This is a genomic window from Neobacillus sp. PS3-12, from assembly GCF_030915385.1.
Taxonomy (GTDB): Bacteria; Bacillota; Bacilli; order Bacillales; family Cytobacillaceae; genus JAEVLT01.
Genome location: NZ_CP133268.1, coordinates 461,899 through 480,280, shown reverse-complemented (window position 1 = coordinate 480,280; position 18,382 = coordinate 461,899). Strand labels below are relative to the sequence as shown.

The 18,382-nt window shown below is 35.5% G+C and carries 17 protein-coding genes, 1 pseudogene and 1 riboswitch; of the genes and pseudogenes, 14 read left to right on the top strand and 4 right to left on the bottom strand.

The genetic code is table 11. The features are described from left to right. Positions 1 to 142 precede the first annotated feature (142 nt). Both RCG17_RS02500 and RCG17_RS02495 read left to right on the top strand, forming a co-directional pair. Positions 143 to 454: a hypothetical protein gene (locus tag RCG17_RS02500; protein WP_308173699.1), complete on the top strand. Its 312-nt coding sequence runs from the start codon at positions 143 to 145 to the stop codon at positions 452 to 454. 137 nt (positions 455 to 591) lie between these two features. After that, on the top strand, positions 592 to 834 hold the full coding sequence (locus RCG17_RS02495) for a hypothetical protein (RefSeq protein WP_308173698.1): 243 nt from the start codon (positions 592 to 594) through the stop codon (positions 832 to 834). Between the two features lie 265 nt (positions 835 to 1,099). Here RCG17_RS02495 and RCG17_RS02490 read toward each other — a convergent pair whose 3' ends face one another. Continuing rightward, positions 1,100 to 1,630 (bottom strand): hypothetical protein, encoded by a 531-nt coding sequence (locus tag RCG17_RS02490; protein ID WP_308173697.1) that lies wholly within the window; start codon positions 1,628 to 1,630, stop codon positions 1,100 to 1,102. Between the two features lie 552 nt (positions 1,631 to 2,182). Beyond that, the gene (gene sigH, locus RCG17_RS02485) at positions 2,183 to 2,872 is read right to left on the bottom strand and encodes an RNA polymerase sporulation sigma factor SigH (RefSeq protein ID WP_374120891.1); all 690 of its coding nucleotides are present in this window, start codon (positions 2,870 to 2,872) and stop codon (positions 2,183 to 2,185) included. A 1,037-nt stretch (positions 2,873 to 3,909) separates the two neighbouring features. Here sigH and RCG17_RS02480 point away from each other — a divergent pair. From RCG17_RS02480 to RCG17_RS02465, 4 genes are all read left to right on the top strand, one after another. Beyond that, a complete protein-coding gene (locus tag RCG17_RS02480; protein ID WP_308173696.1) occupies positions 3,910 to 4,755 on the top strand; it encodes an aldo/keto reductase in 846 nt (281 codons plus the stop codon). 150 nt (positions 4,756 to 4,905) lie between these two features. Next, a complete protein-coding gene (locus RCG17_RS02475) occupies positions 4,906 to 5,406 on the top strand; it encodes a DUF1648 domain-containing protein (protein ID WP_308173695.1) in 501 nt (166 codons plus the stop codon). 203 nt (positions 5,407 to 5,609) lie between these two features. After that, positions 5,610 to 5,711, top strand: a riboswitch (SAM riboswitch). Positions 5,712 to 5,806: 95 nt separating this feature from the next. Next, the gene (locus RCG17_RS02470) at positions 5,807 to 6,133 is read left to right on the top strand and encodes a hypothetical protein (RefSeq protein ID WP_308173694.1); all 327 of its coding nucleotides are present in this window, start codon (positions 5,807 to 5,809) and stop codon (positions 6,131 to 6,133) included. 173 nt (positions 6,134 to 6,306) lie between these two features. Further along, positions 6,307 to 6,573: a hypothetical protein gene (locus RCG17_RS02465; RefSeq protein WP_308173693.1), complete on the top strand. Its 267-nt coding sequence runs from the start codon at positions 6,307 to 6,309 to the stop codon at positions 6,571 to 6,573. A gap of 90 nt (positions 6,574 to 6,663) precedes the next feature. Here RCG17_RS02465 and RCG17_RS02460 read toward each other — a convergent pair whose 3' ends face one another. After that, on the bottom strand, positions 6,664 to 7,119 hold the full coding sequence (locus RCG17_RS02460) for a C40 family peptidase (protein ID WP_308173692.1): 456 nt from the start codon (positions 7,117 to 7,119) through the stop codon (positions 6,664 to 6,666). 222 nt (positions 7,120 to 7,341) lie between these two features. On the opposite strand from RCG17_RS02460, the gene RCG17_RS02455 reads away from it, so the two are divergent. Beyond that, on the top strand, positions 7,342 to 7,899 hold the full coding sequence (locus RCG17_RS02455; RefSeq protein WP_308173691.1) for a hypothetical protein: 558 nt from the start codon (positions 7,342 to 7,344) through the stop codon (positions 7,897 to 7,899). A gap of 287 nt (positions 7,900 to 8,186) precedes the next feature. Here RCG17_RS02455 and RCG17_RS02450 read toward each other — a convergent pair whose 3' ends face one another. After that, complete coding sequence (locus RCG17_RS02450; protein WP_308173690.1) at positions 8,187 to 8,687, bottom strand: hypothetical protein; 501 nt, start codon at positions 8,685 to 8,687, stop codon at positions 8,187 to 8,189. A 444-nt stretch (positions 8,688 to 9,131) separates the two neighbouring features. Here RCG17_RS02450 and RCG17_RS02445 point away from each other — a divergent pair, with 444 nt between their 5' ends. The 7 genes and pseudogenes from RCG17_RS02445 to RCG17_RS02415 all read left to right on the top strand — a co-directional run bounded on the left by RCG17_RS02445 (position 9,132) and on the right by RCG17_RS02415 (position 18,340). Then, positions 9,132 to 9,752, top strand: a complete 621-nt coding sequence (locus tag RCG17_RS02445; RefSeq protein ID WP_308175754.1) for a response regulator — start codon at positions 9,132 to 9,134, stop codon at positions 9,750 to 9,752. Positions 9,753 to 9,766: 14 nt separating this feature from the next. Beyond that, the gene (locus RCG17_RS02440; protein WP_308173689.1) at positions 9,767 to 10,873 is read left to right on the top strand and encodes a sensor histidine kinase; all 1,107 of its coding nucleotides are present in this window, start codon (positions 9,767 to 9,769) and stop codon (positions 10,871 to 10,873) included. 117 nt (positions 10,874 to 10,990) lie between these two features. Next, positions 10,991 to 11,929, top strand: a complete 939-nt coding sequence (locus tag RCG17_RS02435; protein ID WP_308173688.1) for an ABC transporter ATP-binding protein — start codon at positions 10,991 to 10,993, stop codon at positions 11,927 to 11,929. Between the two features lie 19 nt (positions 11,930 to 11,948). Beyond that, positions 11,949 to 13,069 (top strand): annotated as a pseudogene (locus tag RCG17_RS02430) (ABC transporter permease). Further along, positions 13,069 to 14,214, top strand: a complete 1,146-nt coding sequence (locus RCG17_RS02425; RefSeq protein WP_308173687.1) for an ABC transporter permease — start codon at positions 13,069 to 13,071, stop codon at positions 14,212 to 14,214. Before RCG17_RS02430 ends, RCG17_RS02425 begins: the two are co-directional and overlap by 1 nt. Positions 14,215 to 14,417: 203 nt before the next feature. Continuing rightward, positions 14,418 to 16,145: an ABC transporter ATP-binding protein gene (locus RCG17_RS02420; protein ID WP_308173686.1), complete on the top strand. Its 1,728-nt coding sequence runs from the start codon at positions 14,418 to 14,420 to the stop codon at positions 16,143 to 16,145. Continuing rightward, complete coding sequence (locus RCG17_RS02415) at positions 16,142 to 18,340, top strand: ABC transporter ATP-binding protein (RefSeq protein ID WP_308173685.1); 2,199 nt, start codon at positions 16,142 to 16,144, stop codon at positions 18,338 to 18,340. The genes RCG17_RS02420 and RCG17_RS02415 overlap by 4 nt, the downstream gene beginning before the upstream one ends. Positions 18,341 to 18,382 lie beyond the last annotated feature (42 nt).

Here is an 18,382-nt window from a genome sequence, read left to right as displayed (position 1 = left end):
TCTAAAAGAATAGGAAGAAATGGCAAATGGATTAGGAAGTATGTGGTATCTGTAAAGTAAAAATTACTAATAAATATTTTCAAGAAATTTGGAATGCTATGTATGAAAGTCAGAAATAGTTTGAAAAAGGAGGTTTTTACCTTTGAAAAATAAAATTGGCCTGTTGCTTTCAGGAGCGGTACTTTCCGCCATGGTATTAGGTGGTTGTGGTAGTAACAATAACAATGTTAACGACGACAATATTGACCATAGAGGTCCCTTAATGCGAATCAATAATCCCGCAAATGATAATCGGAATATTGATAATGATTTAAATCGGAACAGAATAAATAATGGCAACATTTATGATCCTAACAACATTAATAACCGTGACAACATCAACACCCGCGACAGGGTTAATGATCCTCACAACAATAACGGCGATAACATCAATAACAATCTAAATAATAAATGATCGGGCAAACTGCCCGGTCCATTTATGAAAATTTTGTATAAATAAGTTCATAATGTGTTTAAATATCAGCTCATTCATTTCCCGATTTCTATGCTATTCTTTAGTTGTTATTTTATAAAAGCCTTGGAGGGTTGTGAATGAGCTGCGGTTGTACAACAACTTTATTTGACGGGAAAGCTATCGTTGATCATGTGAAAAGTAAAGGAAAAGAGGACTTTGCTCCACTGGTCCCACATGAAATCCATTGTGAATGCGGAGAAACTTTTACATTGGAAACGGTGATTATGAACTGTCCAAAATGTGAAATGACCTTTGCAGTAACGCCTTGTGGGTCAGACGATATCAACAATATAAAGCCTGCCGGAATAAAATATGCCTGATTACTCCAGATGCCGTCATTTATAACAATGACGGTTTTTCATTTTGTCTGAAAAAAAGGGATAAAAAGCCTAAGAAAAGAATTAATTAAGAGGACAATTATTGAGGTGATGAAATGCTAACAAAGGAAGAATTAAATAACATAAAATCTAGAAGTTACCATTCACAGGATTCCTATCGGTATGAACATTAAGCTGGAATAAATACAAAGAGCTCAGTTCAATCGAACCGAGCTCTTGTATATGATAATAATCTGAATGTCTCAGATTATTTTGCAACTAATACGTTGCTTAAATCAAAAGTTTTTAATACGCCATTTTGAGTTTCTTTAAGTTGATCCACATAACCGCCGATCGCATTAAGAACTTCAGCACGATTTTTTTGTTGTTGAGCAATTGCTTCTTTTAATGCTTTTTCTAATTGTGCATGTGATTTAGAAAGAACTTCAATTGTAGCTTTGCTTGGGTTGAAAGCCAAAGATTCAACTTTTTGGCCAGCTTCTTCAAACTTGTCAGTAATTTCTAATAGGTTATCTGCACCAATGACAGATAGAGCGTTTTTCAATACTTCTTGTACATTTGACTTCAATTCAGTTGTTAATTTTTTAGATTCCTCTTCCAATTGAGTCAGTTGCTTACTAGCAGCTTGAACTAATTCTTTTTGACTTTCAAAAACTTGTAATGATTTTTCTTCTACATCTTTTTGAAAAGATTGGAATGTTTTGAAGCTATTAAACCAGCCATCCCAAAATACATCGACTACATTAATTACTTTTTCTTCTTTTTTTGCTACTGCCATTTTTAAAACCCTCCAAAAAATTTTATTGTAGTAAAGGTCCAGCCTTTTTTAAAAAAACTTACTTTTTCTAATTTTGAAAATATAAGTTTTATAAAAATTTCGCCGTTTTTCTTCAATTTCCTTCTTAAAATTATTTACCATATGTGTAATTTACACCTAGATGTGTGTATTGTCAACCAACCCAACTTATTCTTTTTTAGACATAAAAAGGGGAATTATTAGTTATTTCGACAATATTCCATCTATTACAACATAAAAAACTGGCAAATGGGAATTTTTCGAGCATTTATTTAATTAAAAAAATTTTTTTAACCAGTTTTACCTTTTTCGAGAAAAAAAGGCTTTACACAAAAAGTGTAAAGCTATTTTGCGATTCCAATGAGTATTATTTATGATTGAAAGACAGGTATAAATTCCAAGAGGATATAGAACATTTATTTCTGAAAAGGGGATATGTATATATTTTTTCAAAAGTAAAGATTTCCAATAGGATCCCTTAATATGGAAAATTGTTTCATTCGCTCATATAAAAATATGATGTTAAAAGTGATCTTATAAATGTTGAAACAATCGAAAATAAATCGCTTTTTTTTCTTTCAATATTTCCAATTTTGGAATATCCCCTGAAAGTTTTCTTTTTGCCCGTTGTAGTGCATTATCAATTGATTTGATGGAGGTGGATAGTTTTTCAGAAATTTCCAGATAGGATTGACCATCAATATAAAGGGCCAAAACCTTTTGTTCGAAACAACTAAGGGATTCATGTATTTTTAGCTCTATATCATTGATGGACTCTTTTTTAATCATAATAGCTTCAGGATTTGTAATTTTTTCTTCAGGCATGATATCTAATAGCGTAATGTTTGATTCATCATTATATATGGGCTTATCTAGTGAGACATAAGAATTTAAAGGGGTATGCTTTTTCCGACTGGCGGTTTTAATCGCAGTAACAATTTGTTTATAAATACAATGTTCTGCGAAAGATCGAAAAGCAGTCATTCTTTCTCTTCTAAAGTCACGAATAGCTTTAAAAAGCCCAATCATTCCTTCCTGGATGATATCCTCTCTATCAGCGCCGATTAAAAAGTAACTTCTTGCTTTTACCCGAACAAGTTTTTGGTATTTTTCGATTAAAAAATTTAAAGATTCTCTGTCCCCATTATGGAATAGTTCTACTAAACTCTCGTCCTCTAATTTTCCGTAATTTTCAGTCATATTCATCTTGATGTTTACACTCACTCTATATCCTCCTATTACAATTATTCATTATGGCTGCTTCATTTTTGTTGTTTAATCTTTTTTTTAATCAATATTTTAAAATTGTAATATTTTTCTTAGCAAAATCGAGCATAATAAAAATTCCTTGTAATTCAAAATAAATACTAAAATTAACTAGTGAAAAAAGGCTATATCAATATAGCAATATACCTTCTTTATAATAACTTAAAATGTCCTTAAAATAAATTGGGAATTGTTCGACAAATTTTGCTTTTTCGATCGATAGAAAATTTCCAGGTGGAAATTTCCTGTACGCAATCTCGACCATTCCTACAATTATACTGTCCGTAGTTGACTGTTATTAAAAGGGGAGAATTTTACTATTTTTTTAAAAAATCGCCCCAGAATGCTTTTAAGCTGTGATATTTAGGGGGTAAATCTGCTGGAAATAAAAAAACTGTAGAATTGTCCTCTAAATAAATAGAGAATAACGAAGGGGAAAGGCCTCTTCTTTATTTTGAAAAAAATAAAAAAATGAATAGTTTGAATCACTTTATGTCGTTTAAAGGGGAAAAAGGACTATAGAAAAATCAGGTTTTGTCGGTCTTTGCGCTTGCCTAGGAAATAAAAATATTCTATAAAATCCTCTTCGTCGACAAGAAGTTATTCAGCAGAAATTATTGAAAATACTTACCCAGTTGTTACTTAAGCTCTCCATGCCTTGTCAAAATAGTCATCCTTCATTAATTAGAACTTTTAACTTTAATTTTTCGTTCATTTGAATAATCGAATATACGTATCGTCAGTATGAACCAAAAGGGCTGAATAGTTAAAGATCCTTTTTGGTGATTAATTATTGATATTGAATAAACTTGGGATGTTTTTTTAAAATATGAATAAAAACAAACTAGCAAATGAATCAATGAAATCCGCAATAAAAATTATAGAAAATCATAAACTATTAATGAATCTTTAGTAATTTGGGTTATAGACAGAATCAATGAAATCAATTCATATATATGGTAATCTAGTAATATTACTGAAAGGAGTGACAGAATTTGGCTAAAATAGTTCCAGAGATTACACTTAATGATGGTCTTACATTGCCGGTAATAGGTTTGGGTACATATACCCTCAAAGGGAATGAGGGTGCTAATTCGATCCAGAGTGCAATTGATTCTGGTTACCGATTAATTGATTCCGCTTACAATTATGAAAATGAAGGAACAGTTGGGGCAGCCTTGAGACGAAGTTCAGTTCCTAGAGACCAATTAAAAATCACATCCAAATTACCAGGCCGTTATCAAGAGTATGATAAAGCTGTTGCTACCATTCAGGAATCATTGTATCGGGCTAATCTTGATTATTACGATTTATATTTAATTCATTGGCCAAACCCTAAACAGGGTCATTATGTTGAGGCATGGCAGGCATTAATTGATGCAAAAAAATGGGGTTTAATCCGTTCGATTGGTGTTTGTAATTTCCTTCCTGAACATATTGATACTCTTGTTAAGGAAACTGGAGTTAAACCAAGCGTCAACCAAATTGAATTACATCCATATTTCAATCAGGCTGATCAAAGAAAATATCATGAAGCAAATGATATTAAGACACAATCTTGGAGCCCACTTGGACGCCAAATGAATGATGTCCTCCAAAATGACAATCTACAAAGGATTGCTGAAGAGCACAACAAGACTATCTCACAAGTCATTTTACGGTGGCATTACCAGCTTGGGGCAGTTTCTATACCTAAATCTTCATCACGAGTACGTCAACTCGAAAATATTTCTATTTTCGACTTTTCTCTTGATGAAACAGAAATGGGCTTGATCTCAGGATTAACCCGCCCTAATGGCAGATTGAAAAATCAGGACCCTGCCATATATGAAGAGTTTTAGACCAATTCGAAGATAAAACATACAAGCGCAGCGCTTAGATAATAAGTGCTGCGCTTTTTTTTGACACAATTTTGCAAGATATGTGTAGCATTTACATATTAGATATTTTATATGATAGATATGAACAGAATCTTATAGGAGAATGGAAAAATGAATACACGTCCAATTTTATCCATACCAATGACAATTTTAGAGAAGGTAATCAAAGTACTCTCTGTGTCATTAATCGTAATCATGTTCTTAACTATATTTTACCATTGGATTGCTTTGCCTAATAAAGTTCCGATTCATTTTAACGCATCAGGTAATGTGGATGGATGGGGGAGTAGAGGAAGTCTCTGGATTCTTCCAATGATAGGATTGATTCTCTTTGTGATGATGTCCATCCTAGAGAGATTTCCCCACATATATAATTATCCGGTTATGATTACCGAAAAAAATGCTCCAAAGCTATATTTGGAAGCAAGAAGAATGCTGGTCATCCTAGGTTTTGAAATGTTATTGCTTTTTTCATACATTTCTTGGGGAACCGTTCAGGCGGCTTTTGGAAAGACGCTAATAAGTATGTGGACCATTCCTATTTTTCTAATCGTTATCTTTTGCACCATTGGAATCTCACTGTATCGTCTTTTTGAAACTGACAAGAAATAGACTCAGTTGATGGAAAGAAGCAAAGTTTGTTCAGACTTAACAGGTGATAGACTAAGGATAGTAGTTGCTAGCAATTTTATATCACTTTTATAGAGTCTTTGAAAATATCATCGAATACCAAAGGATGCTGAAAATTAATAGAAAAGTTTGGCAACAATTGTTGAATGGTAAAGGTTTCTAGCTGTATAATAAAATTAAATAAATAGTTATCAAGAGTGGCTGAGAGAACTGGCTCATGGACGTCACAGCAACCTGCTAAACGCAAGGTGCTACTACCAGCAAAGCAATGCTTTGGATGATAAAACGGTGTAATGACCCCTTTTCCATCCAGCGGAACAGGGGTTTTTATTTTAGGTGGTATTTTACATAAATGACCAATATTTTTAGGGAGAGATGGGATATGGACATTAATGAGGAGATAAGAGGTTACATGGCTCGAAATATGGGTAGAGAAGAATTTATTAAGTATGTTGCCACTGCGATTGAACATCAACTAAAGGAATGGGATGGGAATTACGAGGTATTTCTGTTGAAGCTAAAAAAATATGAGTTCATGATTAATAATGGTGACCAATATTATCATGTTAAGATTTCCGAAAATGAACTCGACTCCCTCCAAAAAACTAGTCCATTTGGACTAGACCGGAAAGTATGGACGGAATTGGAGAAACAAGGCCTTGAAGTCATAAGGGGAAGTGGAAATTATATTGAAACGATTTTAAGTTAGTGCATATCTTTTTACAGAATTCTTTGGTAAATGGATCGTTCGCTATGAACAGGAAAGTCAATGAAGATCATAAAGTTGCTAAATTGCCATGCTTCTTTCACATTTTCATTAAAGAAATTTTTTCCAATTGTGCTATAATGAAAGTATCTAAAAATTTATTGGAGGTGCTTTAGTTGTATATCTTACAAGTCTGTAACACCTTCTCTCAAGAGATTCTGTTAACACAAAACTATGAAAGCCCTTACACCATCGAGAGCTTAATTGATTCGGCAAAAGATTGGCGGGAATGGTTTATTTATGATGATATGAAGAGAGCGTTAAAAGGAAGTTATGTAAGCCATTCTATAATCCAGGATGGGAACGATACAATTTATAAGGTGTTTTTTGATGTTAAGTTAGCAAAACTATCAGAAGGTGAGCTAGCTGGTGCAAGCGTTTAGCTAAGAGTTGCTCAGCAGCTCTTTTTTTGTAAAATAAAAAGCCTAGATCAATCATTTTATCGTAATGATTGATTTAGGCTTGATTTTTACTTAAACACGCTTAGCTCCAACATATCTTGGATGCCAGTATGAATTGCTTGTGCTTGTGATGATAACTCCTCTTGATGAAGAAGCCATGATCATTTTTCCATAACCAATGTAAATAGCTACATGGGTTGGTGCACTTGCTTTTGTTGGTGCATAGAACAATAAGTCGCCGGCCTGAAGGTAAGAAGGTTTGTACCCATTTCCATAATACATTTGCGCAGCTGTACGATTTAATGTTCTTCCAGCTTTTGCATACGAGTATTTTACTAAACCTGAGCAATCAAATCCACTCGGAGACATTCCGCCATATCGATAAGGAACTCCGATGTTTGATTCTGCAATATGAATAGCTGCTGTATGATAATTATAGGTTGCTGCTTCCGCTTTATCACCCATGTTGGCAAACAAAGAGCTTAAAGAAACAACGAATGTAATAGCTAAGATGAATTTCTTTAGCATGATTGTTTCCTCCTCGTTGTGTGATTTGATGACTTAACTATACGAGAAAGGTATGACAGAGGAGTCACAGGCAAATTACAATTCTATTACAATACTATTTTAAAATAATAATTAACTTAAAAATCCAATCAAAATTAAAAAACTGTGAAACTAATAGTGTCTATTGTTCGTATTAAAGTTGTAAGGAATGAAATTTTTGAGATATAAAAGGAGGGATTTTAAATGGGACATCGGCATTTTATGTATAAAGTAAGCAAGGATCTTGTTAATGAGATTAAATCGATGACTTATGAAGAACTGGTTGAAAACTTTAAAAGTGAGGATGAAGAAGAGGAAGGCTGTTTTTACCTTGGAAGCTTACCAAAAGAAGAAATATGCGAATTTGGGAGAATATACTGGGATGACACAGCTGAACGAATTATTTCTATAGGTGTCCCATTATTTGAAAGGAAAGAAGTAATGGAAAAACTTTTAGATTTTCAACCATATATAGTTGGAAAAGCAGGTCTTTTAGAAGCAATTGATATTTATCAAAACGAGGTGATTTCCATATATAAAAACTTACTTGTGGACGATAAAGATGGAAGAGCTTATGAAAAACAAGAAAAGTATCTTCGGTGCATCCTAAACGAATGGGAGCAGGGTTTTGCAATAAATCTTAATGAAAATCAGCAAAAAATAACCTCATCTTGGAAGTACGAATACATTCTGTTTGAACTGACAAGGTTATTAAAAACGATCAATTTTGAAAAAGACACCATTCTTTTTTATGGATGGTAATGTTCAATCTTAAAAAGGAAAGATCGGCGACCTTAGGGCGCATAGAATTTCTTCCTGTTCATTTTCAATAATTGCTGCAACGACTTTAATAAGTTGATTCATGATCATCTCCCAAGAAAATAACGAGTAATTCATATCATCTTAAAAAAACCCCACAAAACTAAACATTTTATATACCCTAAAAAGGGAAATATTTCTTAAGGACAACCATTAATGGTTGTCCTTTAGTGTTCATTTGTGTGAAGGAAAAATAATAAATCATTTGTCCTTTTTTATGTTACATAGCATTACTTTTTCCCAATCACTAATTTTAAATGTGTAGCACTGCTGTTACTTGACCGAAAAAGTTTCGATTGTTTCCTTATTATAATCCTTTTTAGCCATTTTTTTCGTTTATGTGATTGAACAAAACTAATCATACATAGTAAACTCATTGGGGCACAATACCATACAAAGGTCGAACCTCCATTATGATAGAAAGGCATATAAGCAACCGACACACCAAATAAAAGGAAAGATAATATTAAGTAAATCCCAATGCAGTTATGATAAAAATTATAAAGTACCAACGTTTGCTTTCCTTTTTTAATAAATTGATTTAGATCTTTATCAATCCGATAATAAAGGAATAATGATATTAACAGGAAGAATGCATAGAACGGCAGAGAATAAACATATAGAGGCACACTTAACAAACAGAAGTAAAAACTTAATAAAAAGAATACTCCTGAAATAAATAAAGGAACCATAAATTTGTATGCGCTTTCAATTTTTATGTATTGTTTCAAACCCATTCCCCCTTGTGTTTATTGGTTATTTATATGTTAAGCAACTTAACAATTAATTTTCCATCATTATAACCAAAATCTTTTGAATAAAAACAAATAAAATGGAATCGAAACAAATATTGGAGATTGCCTTTATTTCTTTGATATTAAGGAGATTTTTTGATTTGTTACCGATTAGGATTTTGGTGAGTAAAAACAGAAGATGTGTAGAAAGTATAAAAAAATATAACACAAATGACAATAGGATAAAAGATGTATATTCTGAATTATCTGAAAACAAATGAATTTTTCATAATAGTTGAAGATTTTAATAGTAATAGAAAAACTTTGGCTTGATCACTGAGTAGTGACAGTATGCAGCAAAATGCTATAAAATCAAGAAGAAATATTTTACTGCAATTGAGGTATACGAAAGGAAATGGTGATATTTTGAAAATAACCGTGATGATTGCTGATGATAATTCCTTTATTCGCGAAGGAATGAAAATCATTTTAAATACATATGAGGAATTTGATGTAATCGCAACTGTAAATGATGGTCTGGAGGCTGTACATTTTTGCAAAAATCATATTGTCGATATTGCCCTGTTAGATGTTCGGATGCCAAATATGAATGGCGTGGAGGCAACAAAACTGATAACGGAACAAACGAAGACGAAGCCGTTAATTTTAACGACATTTGACGATGATGAATACATTCTTGATGCAATCAAAAATGGCGCGAAGGGCTATTTATTAAAAAATAATGACCCCGAGCAAATCCGTGATGCGATTAAAAGTGTTTATAATGGCAATACAGTGATGCAGGATGTGGTGCTTGAAAAACTTAAAGCAAACTTAGGAGAGAAGAAACCTGACACGAAGGTAGATAAGAGTCTTTTTACCGAGAGAGAACTCGATATTATGAGCCATATCGCAAAAGGACTCTCGAATAAGGAAATGGCAAAACAGCTTTTTATCTCAGAAGGAACAATCGCTAACTATATCAGTTCAATTTTAGGGAAAACACGACTTGAACATCGAACGCAGATTGCCATTTATTTTTTAACAGGAAAAGTCAATTAACCGAGGGATGAAAGATGGAATTTTGGCTGATTATCTGTAAATTGATCTTGATGGTTTACCTTGCTTTAACATACATACATTCTCCGATTACGAATATTCCTTGGGTTGTCTTATCATTTTTAATCTATCTATGTTCGAATATTGCTATTTACATTGTTAAAAAAGAAATAAGTAAAAAAGTGATTCTTCTTTTATCAATCATGCAGATCGGATATTCCTATTGTGCGGTGCAGCCATTGTTTCTGATCCTTGTGCCGCTAAACATTTGTGAACTATTTTCTTTTTATATGAAGAAAAAGGGCGCCTTGTTTGTCATTATTCTTTTACCGCTGAGCTGGATTTCAATCAAAATTGCTTATCAGTATGGGCTTGTGGCATTGTTTAGTTTCGTTATTTTTACAATGCTTGATCAATTTACATCAAGACTTCAGCATCAGGAAAACCAACTGGATCAGATGAGAAAAGACCTAGCAAAGTTATCAAAGAGTCTCAATGAAAATAAAGAATTTATCCGCCAGTCTGAATATACGTTTAAACTAGAGGAACGGAATCGGCTTGCACAGATGTTTCATGATAATATTGGTCACGCGATGACTGGTGCACTTATCCAAATGGAAGCTTCAAAACGGTTACTTGATAGGGATAAAATCAAGGCTCAAGAGCTGCTACAAAATGCGATCAATATCTCCAAAGAAGGCATTGAAAATATACGAGTAACCTTAAAAAGCTTAAAGCCTCCTTCAGAGCAAATGGGAATAAATCGTTTAAAATTATTTGTAGATGAATTTTCTGCAAAACACTCACTTTCCATTCCTTTTGTTTATAAAGGCAATATTGAAAGAATTACGCCAATCCAGTGGAAGGTCATTCAAGAGAATGTCACAGAGGCATTGACGAACTCCCTTAAATATTCGCATGCGACAGTTATTTCAATTGAGCTGCACGTATTAAATACAATGATAAAAGCCGAAATAAAGGACAATGGCAAAGGGACAGAAAAAATCAAAAAAGGTATGGGAATTATCGGGATGGAGGAAAGGGCCGCTTCTATTAATGGGACAATCATTGTGGATGGAACAGAGGGTTTTTCGGTAAGGATGCTACTGCCCATTCAATCGTGAAAAAATTAATGATCAAGATATGAAGATTCTCATGTAAAAAGGATGAAGTCCTGCACTTAAGCAGATTCATCCTTTTTTATATACTTAGAACAGAAAGAGTGAGAGGTGACTAAAACCGTGAATGTTTTAGAATTGAAAAACCTTACGAAGAAATTTGCCGACTTCATTGCCGTCGACAATATTTCCTTAAACATAGCTGAAGGAGAAATATTTGGATTTCTGGGATCAAATGGTGCAGGTAAGAGTACGACAATTAACATGATTGCCGGTTTATTACGAATAAGCGATGGTGAGATTAACATTCTTGGTAAGAATATTGCCAAATACAGCAGGTTCGCAAAGATGAATATTGGCATTGTTCCACAGGACATAGCCATTTATGAAGAACTCACAGCACTGGAAAATGTGAGATTTTTTGCTGGATTATATGGCTTACGGGGCGATACTTTGAAAGTAAAGGCCGATGAAGCACTCCAATTTGTTGGATTAAGTGAAAAGCAGGATGAGTATCCAAAGAATTTCTCTGGAGGGATGAAAAGGAGACTGAACATTGCCTGTGCGATTGCCCATCGGCCAAAGCTAATTATCATGGATGAGCCGACTGTCGGAATTGACCCTCAATCACGGAATTATATCCTTGAATCGATCCGCAAACTAAACCACATGGGCTGCACGATTATATATACAAGTCACTACATGGAGGAAGTCGAGGAAATCTGTTCAAGAATTGCCATTATTGATCATGGGAAAATTATCGCTGAGGGAACGAAGGAACAATTGATAGCCATCATCACCAACACAAAAGACATTTGGATTGAAGTGAAATCAACTGAAAATTTGAAGCTTGACCAATTCAAACTGATTACCGGAGTAAGATCTGTTCAATTAGATGAAAATGTACTAAAAGTCAATTCAGAGTTCGATGTCAATAATTTAAACAAAATCATTCAGCATTTTATTAACAATGACATTGAAATCAGTTCATTAGAAGAAAAGGAACCAAATCTTGAGGCCGTTTTTCTAACACTGACAGGAAGAAACTTACGAGATTTATAATCTATGGGAGGAACAACCCTTGAATATATGGAATATCGCATTAAAGGAAATCAGGCAGAATATCCGTGATCGGCGTACATTTCTATTCATGCTTGCATTTCCAATCGTATTAATGTTAATTCTTGGCACGTCCTTAAGTAATGCTTTTAATCATAAAATTACAGTTGATAACATCCGGGTTTTATATAAAAGCACTGCAGGCCCTTCCATTACAGCATCATTTGAAGCATTTGCCAAGAAGGCTGCGAAGACAGGAATCCATTTTAAACGGACGACTAAACACATGGATGAAAAAAAGAGGTCAAGGAAAATAACTACACTGCTTATGTTGAAATTAGTGATAAGGGAATCCAGTTGTATAGCAGCGAACAAAATAATATGGAAGAAAGTATTGTTCAAGGAATGCTTAAAGCCTATGCAGATAAATATAACGTCGCAGCGGCAGTTGCAAGTATAGCTCCTGAGAATGTAAACATCGTCATGACAGATGTACAAAAAAATAATTTTATCCAAGAACGCACATTAAAGGAAGCAAAGCAGCAAAGTTCGATGGACTATTATGCCGTGGCAATGACCACGATGATCGCTCTATATGGTGCAATTTATGCAAGTTCGCTGATCCGCAGTGAAAGGGTAAGGAACACTGCGCTTCGATTAGTGGCAGCGCCGATTGGAAAGGGAGAGATTTTTCTAGGGAAAATTCTCGGGTACCTTTTCGTTAATGCTTTATGTTTGCTTGTTGTCATCATCTTCAGTCATTTTGCTTTTAAAGCGAATTGGGGAGACCACATTGGCCTTGTATTTATTTTGTTATTATCTGAAGTCTTTTTGGCGCTTAGCATCGGGTTAGGAATTAGTTATATGGCAAAAACTCCTGATGCTTCAAAAATGATCATCATGGTCTTCCTCCAACTATCCTCTTTTTTTGGGGGAGCTTATTTTAAAATCGAAAATGCAAAAGGAATTTTAGGGTTCATTACAAATCTATCACCGCTTACATGGGCGAATCAGGCGATTACCAAAATCATCTATATGAATGATTTCGGTCCTTTTTTTCAAGCCATCAGCTTGAATTTGGGGATATCTGTTCTTTTCTTGGGAATAGCCATTTTTATATTTCAAAGAAGGGAGGGTTTGTGATGAAGGATATTTTTTGGTTAATGAAAAAAATACTGAAAGTCACGTTTAGCAAAAAAAGAAATATTGTTATTTATTTCGGTGTTCCGTTAATCGGAATTTTAATTTCTTTTCTTGTTTATGGTAATCCAGGATCCCAGGTTCTAAAAGTGGGAGTGGTTAATCAGGACCGACATGTTATTGCGAATGATACCGTTCGATTTTTAGCAAATCTTCAAAACGTAAATGTTGAAAAAATCAATAACAGTAAGGTCAATGAAAAAATATCTAACGGAGCGCTCGACTGTGTCATCATTTTAAATAATGGTTTTTCAGAAAGAATCATATCAGGAAAACCAGCCAACATCCAAATCGTTGCCATCAAAGGGGAAGAAGTTACGGGATTTGTTAAGTCTTATTTGTATCAGTATCTAGATAATATTATCCTCATCGGAAAAGCTTCATCTGGAGATACAAACATATTTGAAAAAATGTACACGAAATATCAACAGGATCATTTTAAACTTTCAACGGAGTCGTTAAAGGATACTTCCAAAAGTAAAAGAATGACTTATCAAACAATCGGATTTCTTCTCATGATTATGTTGATGTCTGCTGGTAACTTTTCTGAAATTATCATAAAAGAAAAGGAAAATAGAACGTATTTCCGTTTGTTATCATCACCAATTAATGCCAGAACATATGTGTTATCTAATATTGCTGTTAGTTTGCTTGTCATGGTAGCGCAAATCCTCTGTACTTTGTTTTTCGTAACTACAATCTTTCATATAGAAATGTATGTTTCCTTTTGGCAAATGATCGCTGTGTTAGTATTATTTGCCGTAGTGGCAATTGGGTTATCGTTAATGCTTGTTTCTTTCGCTAGCAGTTCGGCTTCCGTTAATGCATTGCAAAACTTAGTTGTAACTCCAACATGCTTGCTTGCTGGCTGCTTTTGGCCGGTAGAGATCATGCCTAAAGCCGTTCAAAAACTAGCTGATTTTCTCCCACAGCGCTGGACATTAGACACGATTAGTAAATTGCAGCAAGGCAATCATTTTGATACTTTATATCTTAATTATTTGATTTTGGCGGTTTTTGCAGTTGCCTTTTTCTTAGTTGCTGTCTACAAATTTGGTAAAAGTAATAGTGTTAAAAACTTTGTGTAACAGGAGCAACAAAGATAACGTCAAGATATTGTAAAAATCATGATGCCAAGGAACTTGAAAAAAAAGTAGAATATACAATGGGAATACATGTTTCGTAACTTGAAAGGATGTATTATGATAGGGTAATCAAATAGGGGAGGCAAATCGCTAAATTATATATAATGAATTTTCTCATCTAAAAAGACTTAAAGGAGCGTCTATGTATGTTAAGGCTGTTTAAGTATTTAAAACCGTATACTGCCATGATCATCGCTGTACTGGCCTTTGTATTTTTGCAGACATTGAGTGATCTTTATCTGCCAACTTTGATGTCAGATATTATCAACAAAGGAGTCATGCAGGGAGATACTGGAGAAATTATGAAAATTGGCGGGCTCATGCTTTTAGTTGCTGGTGGGGGAGCTGTTTGTGCCATTATTGCTAGTTTTCTTTCATCAAAAACCGCAGTAGGTTTGGGCACAATCCTAAGAAGTAAGGTTTTTAAAAGAGTTGAGAGCTTTTCGCTGCATGAAATTGATAAATTCGGTACCGCAACACTGATCACAAGAACAACGAATGATATTAACCAAGTTCAAATGGTTTTAGTCATGATCTTGCGGATGATGATCAGTGCACCAATGATGGCCATTGGCGGAATTATCATGGCTTTACGAGAAGACAGGCAGCTTACATGGGTACTAGCCATCGCGATACCGATTTTGGCTGGTGTTATTGCGGTAATTGCCTCACGTATGATTCCGCTTTTTAGAAGAATTCAAGGAAAAATAGATAGAATCAATCTAGTTTTACGAGAAAAACTTGTTGGAATTCGTGTCATTCGCGCATTTAATATGGTTGAACATGAAGCAAAACGTTTTGACGATGCAAATGTCGATCTTACAGAAAATTATATAAAAGTAAATAAAATCATGGCATTCATGATGCCATCGATCATGCTGGTCATGAACTTTACATCTTTAGCGGTATTATGGTTCGGAGGAATCTTTATCAGCAAGGGCAGCATGGACTTGGGGGCATTGTCAGCATTTACTCAGTATGCGATGCAAATCATGTTTTCGATGCTGATGCTTTCTTTAATGTTTATCATGGTACCAAGGGCACAAGCTGCTGCGGTTCGTATTAATGAAGTATTGGAAACTCACCCAGGAATAACCGATAAAGAAGCAGGAGAAGCGTCCTTTACACAGAAAGGCTATATTGAATTCAAAGATGTCACTTTTAAGTATCAAGGTGCAGAACAACCAGCATTGCGAGACATCTCATTTTCGGCCAAACCTGGCGAGGTAACGGCCATTATCGGAAGTACAGGAGCGGGTAAATCCACATTGATCAACTTGATTCCAAGATTCTATGATGTGGATAGCGGCAGTGTTCTGATTGATGGGGTGGATGTCCGAGAAATGTCTCAGGAGACTCTTCGTGCCAAAATTGGTTTTGTTCCTCAAAAAGCTGTTCTGTTTTCAGGAACTATAAACGAAAACATCAGATTTGGCAATAAGCAGTTCTCAGAAGCTGATATTAAACATGCGGCTGACATTGCCCAAGCAACTGAATTTATTGAGAGTATGGATAAAGGCTTTGAACATGAAATTTCCCAAGGTGGTACAAACGTTTCAGGGGGGCAAAAACAGCGTCTCTCCATCGCAAGGGCGTTAGTAAGAAAACCTGAAGTTTACGTATTTGATGATAGTTTTTCAGCATTGGATTTCAAAACGGATGCACTTTTGCGTGCAGCACTTAAACCTGAAACGGCAGAAGCAACCGTTATTATTGTTGCCCAGAGGGTTGGGACGGTAAGGGATGCCGATCGAATCATCGTCCTAAATGAAGGTGTGATTGCCGGCATTGGCACACATAAGGAATTATTAGAAACAAGTAAGGTCTATCAGGAAATTGTTTCCTCACAATTGTCTGAGGAGGAGATTGCATGAGTGAGCAAAAAAATCAGAGTCGCGCCGGAGGCAGAGGACCTGGCGGCGGAGGCTTTGGCGGTGGCGGTCATTTTGGCGCACCTGTACAAAAAGCCAAAGACTTTAAAGGAACATTAAAGAGGCTGTTAAGGTATTTAAAACCACATACATTAAATTTAATCATCGTCTTGGTCTTTGCCATTGCAAGTACGTCATTTACGATCGCTGCACCAAAAATTATGAGTAAAGCGATGAACAGATTACAGGATGCCTATATGGCAAAAATGATGCTCGAGAAAATGTCGGATGCTCAAAAAGCGGCAGTTGATCAAGCAAGCAAGCAAGCGAAACAAATGCAACAGATGCAGATGCAGCAAACACCGAATGCACAGGCCCAGCAGGCAAAGGTGGATCCTGAAACGGCAAAAGCGATCCAAGAATTTATGAAACTGCCAATGCTAAGTAAGGTGAAAGACGCTGACCAAAAAGCTGATATTGTACAGAAAATGCTGGACTTAAGCAAAAAGATGCCTGCACAATCCGGAAATAAAAACGTTAAATTGACCCAAGACCAAATTAAGGGGGCCGTTAAGGCAATAAGAGATACCAATGGAAAATATGACTTCCATTATATTGGTAACATCGCTTTGATGTTGTTGGGAATGTATGTAATAAGCTCCATCTTCAGTTTGGTGATGGGGTTAGTGATGTCAGGGGTGGCACAGAAAACGGTACGGGATTTGCGCAGGGAAGTGGATAAAAAACTTGCCAAACTGCCGCTGAAATATTTTGATCTTCATCCCCATGGAGATATATTGAGCCGTGTGACCAATGACCTTGATACGGTTGCCAATACCTTGCAGCAAAGTTTGACACAGATTATCACATCGGTTATTACGATCATTGGCTACATTATCATGATGTTAACAATCAGCCCGATCCTCACTCTGATCATGCTGATTACACTGCCATTGTATGTTGTCTCAACTGCTGTAGTCGCCAAAAAGTCCCAGAAATTCTTTGCCTCCCAGCAAAAAGAATTGGGAGATCTTAGCGGACATGTAGAAGAAATGTACACAGGGCATAAAATTGTTAAGGCCTTTGGACGTGAAAAAGATTCGATTGAGCGCTTTGAAGAAATTAATAAAAACTTATATACTGCAGGATGGAAAGCACAATTTATCTCAGGTATGATGTTTCCGCTGATGAATTTCGTCAGCAATTTAGGCTACGTTGGAATCTGTATCGTTGGGGGAATTTGGATTACCAAAAACCTTTTGGGTTTAGGGGACATCCTAGCGTTTATTCAATACTCCCGCTCCTTTACGATGCCAATTGCGCAAACAGCACAAATTGCGAATATTATTCAATCAACCGTTGCTTGTGCCGAGCGTGTTTTTGAAATTCTCGATGAGTCCGAAGAAATTACTGAATCGTCCAATCCTAAAGTGATTGATTTCCCTAAAGGAGAGGTAAAATTCGATCATGTAGATTTCCGATACAAAGAAGAAGTACCGTTAATTGAAGATATGAACCTGGACGTCAAACCGGGGCACACCATTGCCATTGTTGGACCTACGGGAGCTGGTAAAACCACATTAGTTAACTTATTAATGCGCTTTTATGAAATCAATTCAGGAAAGATTAGTATCGACAATGTGGATATTAGAGATATGAAGCGGGATGAACTAAGGAAAATGTTCGGGATGGTGCTGCAGGATACATGGCTATTCAACGGAACGATTAAGGATAATATTGCCTATGCCAAGCAAGGGGCATCGATGGAGGAAATCGTAAGGGCAGCAAAAGCGGCACATGCTGATCATTTTATCCGTACACTTCCTGATGGCTATGATACCGTCCTAAATGAGGAGGCAACCAATATTTCTCAAGGTCAGAAGCAGTTGCTAACAATCGCTCGCGCCATTCTTGCTGATCCAACGATATTGATCCTTGATGAAGCAACCAGCAGCGTTGATACGAGAACCGAAGTGTTAATTCAAAAAGCCATGTCCAATCTAATGGAAGGCCGCACAAGTTTCGTTATTGCACACCGACTTTCTACGATTCGCGATGCTGAACTAATCCTGGTTATGAACAAAGGGAAAATTATTGAAATGGGCAGCCATAAGGAATTAATTGAAAAAGGCGGCTTCTACGCTGACCTATACAACAGCCAATTTAGCGGAAAAAACTTAGATACGGATGCTATATAATAAGATTGTCTTAAAAGAGCTAACTCAAATATCATTTTGAGT

Bases quoted from the DNA above. Each gene is read 5' to 3' on its own strand.
- RCG17_RS02495 (WP_308173698.1), top strand. From the start codon at position 592: ATGAGCTGCGGTTGTACAACAACTTTATTTGACGGGAAAGCTATCGTT.
- RCG17_RS02490 (WP_308173697.1), bottom strand. From the start codon at position 1,630: ATGGCAGTAGCAAAAAAAGAAGAAAAAGTAATTAATGTAGTCGATGTA.
- RCG17_RS02475 (WP_308173695.1), top strand. From the start codon at position 4,906: ATGAATACACGTCCAATTTTATCCATACCAATGACAATTTTAGAGAAG.
- RCG17_RS02470 (WP_308173694.1), top strand. From the start codon at position 5,807: ATGGACATTAATGAGGAGATAAGAGGTTACATGGCTCGAAATATGGGT.
- RCG17_RS02460 (WP_308173692.1), bottom strand. From the start codon at position 7,119: ATGCTAAAGAAATTCATCTTAGCTATTACATTCGTTGTTTCTTTAAGC.
- RCG17_RS02455 (WP_308173691.1), top strand. From the start codon at position 7,342: ATGGGACATCGGCATTTTATGTATAAAGTAAGCAAGGATCTTGTTAAT.
- RCG17_RS02445 (WP_308175754.1), top strand. From the start codon at position 9,132: ATGATTGCTGATGATAATTCCTTTATTCGCGAAGGAATGAAAATCATT.
- RCG17_RS02440 (WP_308173689.1), top strand. From the start codon at position 9,767: ATGGAATTTTGGCTGATTATCTGTAAATTGATCTTGATGGTTTACCTT.
- RCG17_RS02425 (WP_308173687.1), top strand. From the start codon at position 13,069: ATGAAGGATATTTTTTGGTTAATGAAAAAAATACTGAAAGTCACGTTT.
- RCG17_RS02420 (WP_308173686.1), top strand. From the start codon at position 14,418: ATGTTAAGGCTGTTTAAGTATTTAAAACCGTATACTGCCATGATCATC.
- RCG17_RS02415 (WP_308173685.1), top strand. From the start codon at position 16,142: ATGAGTGAGCAAAAAAATCAGAGTCGCGCCGGAGGCAGAGGACCTGGC.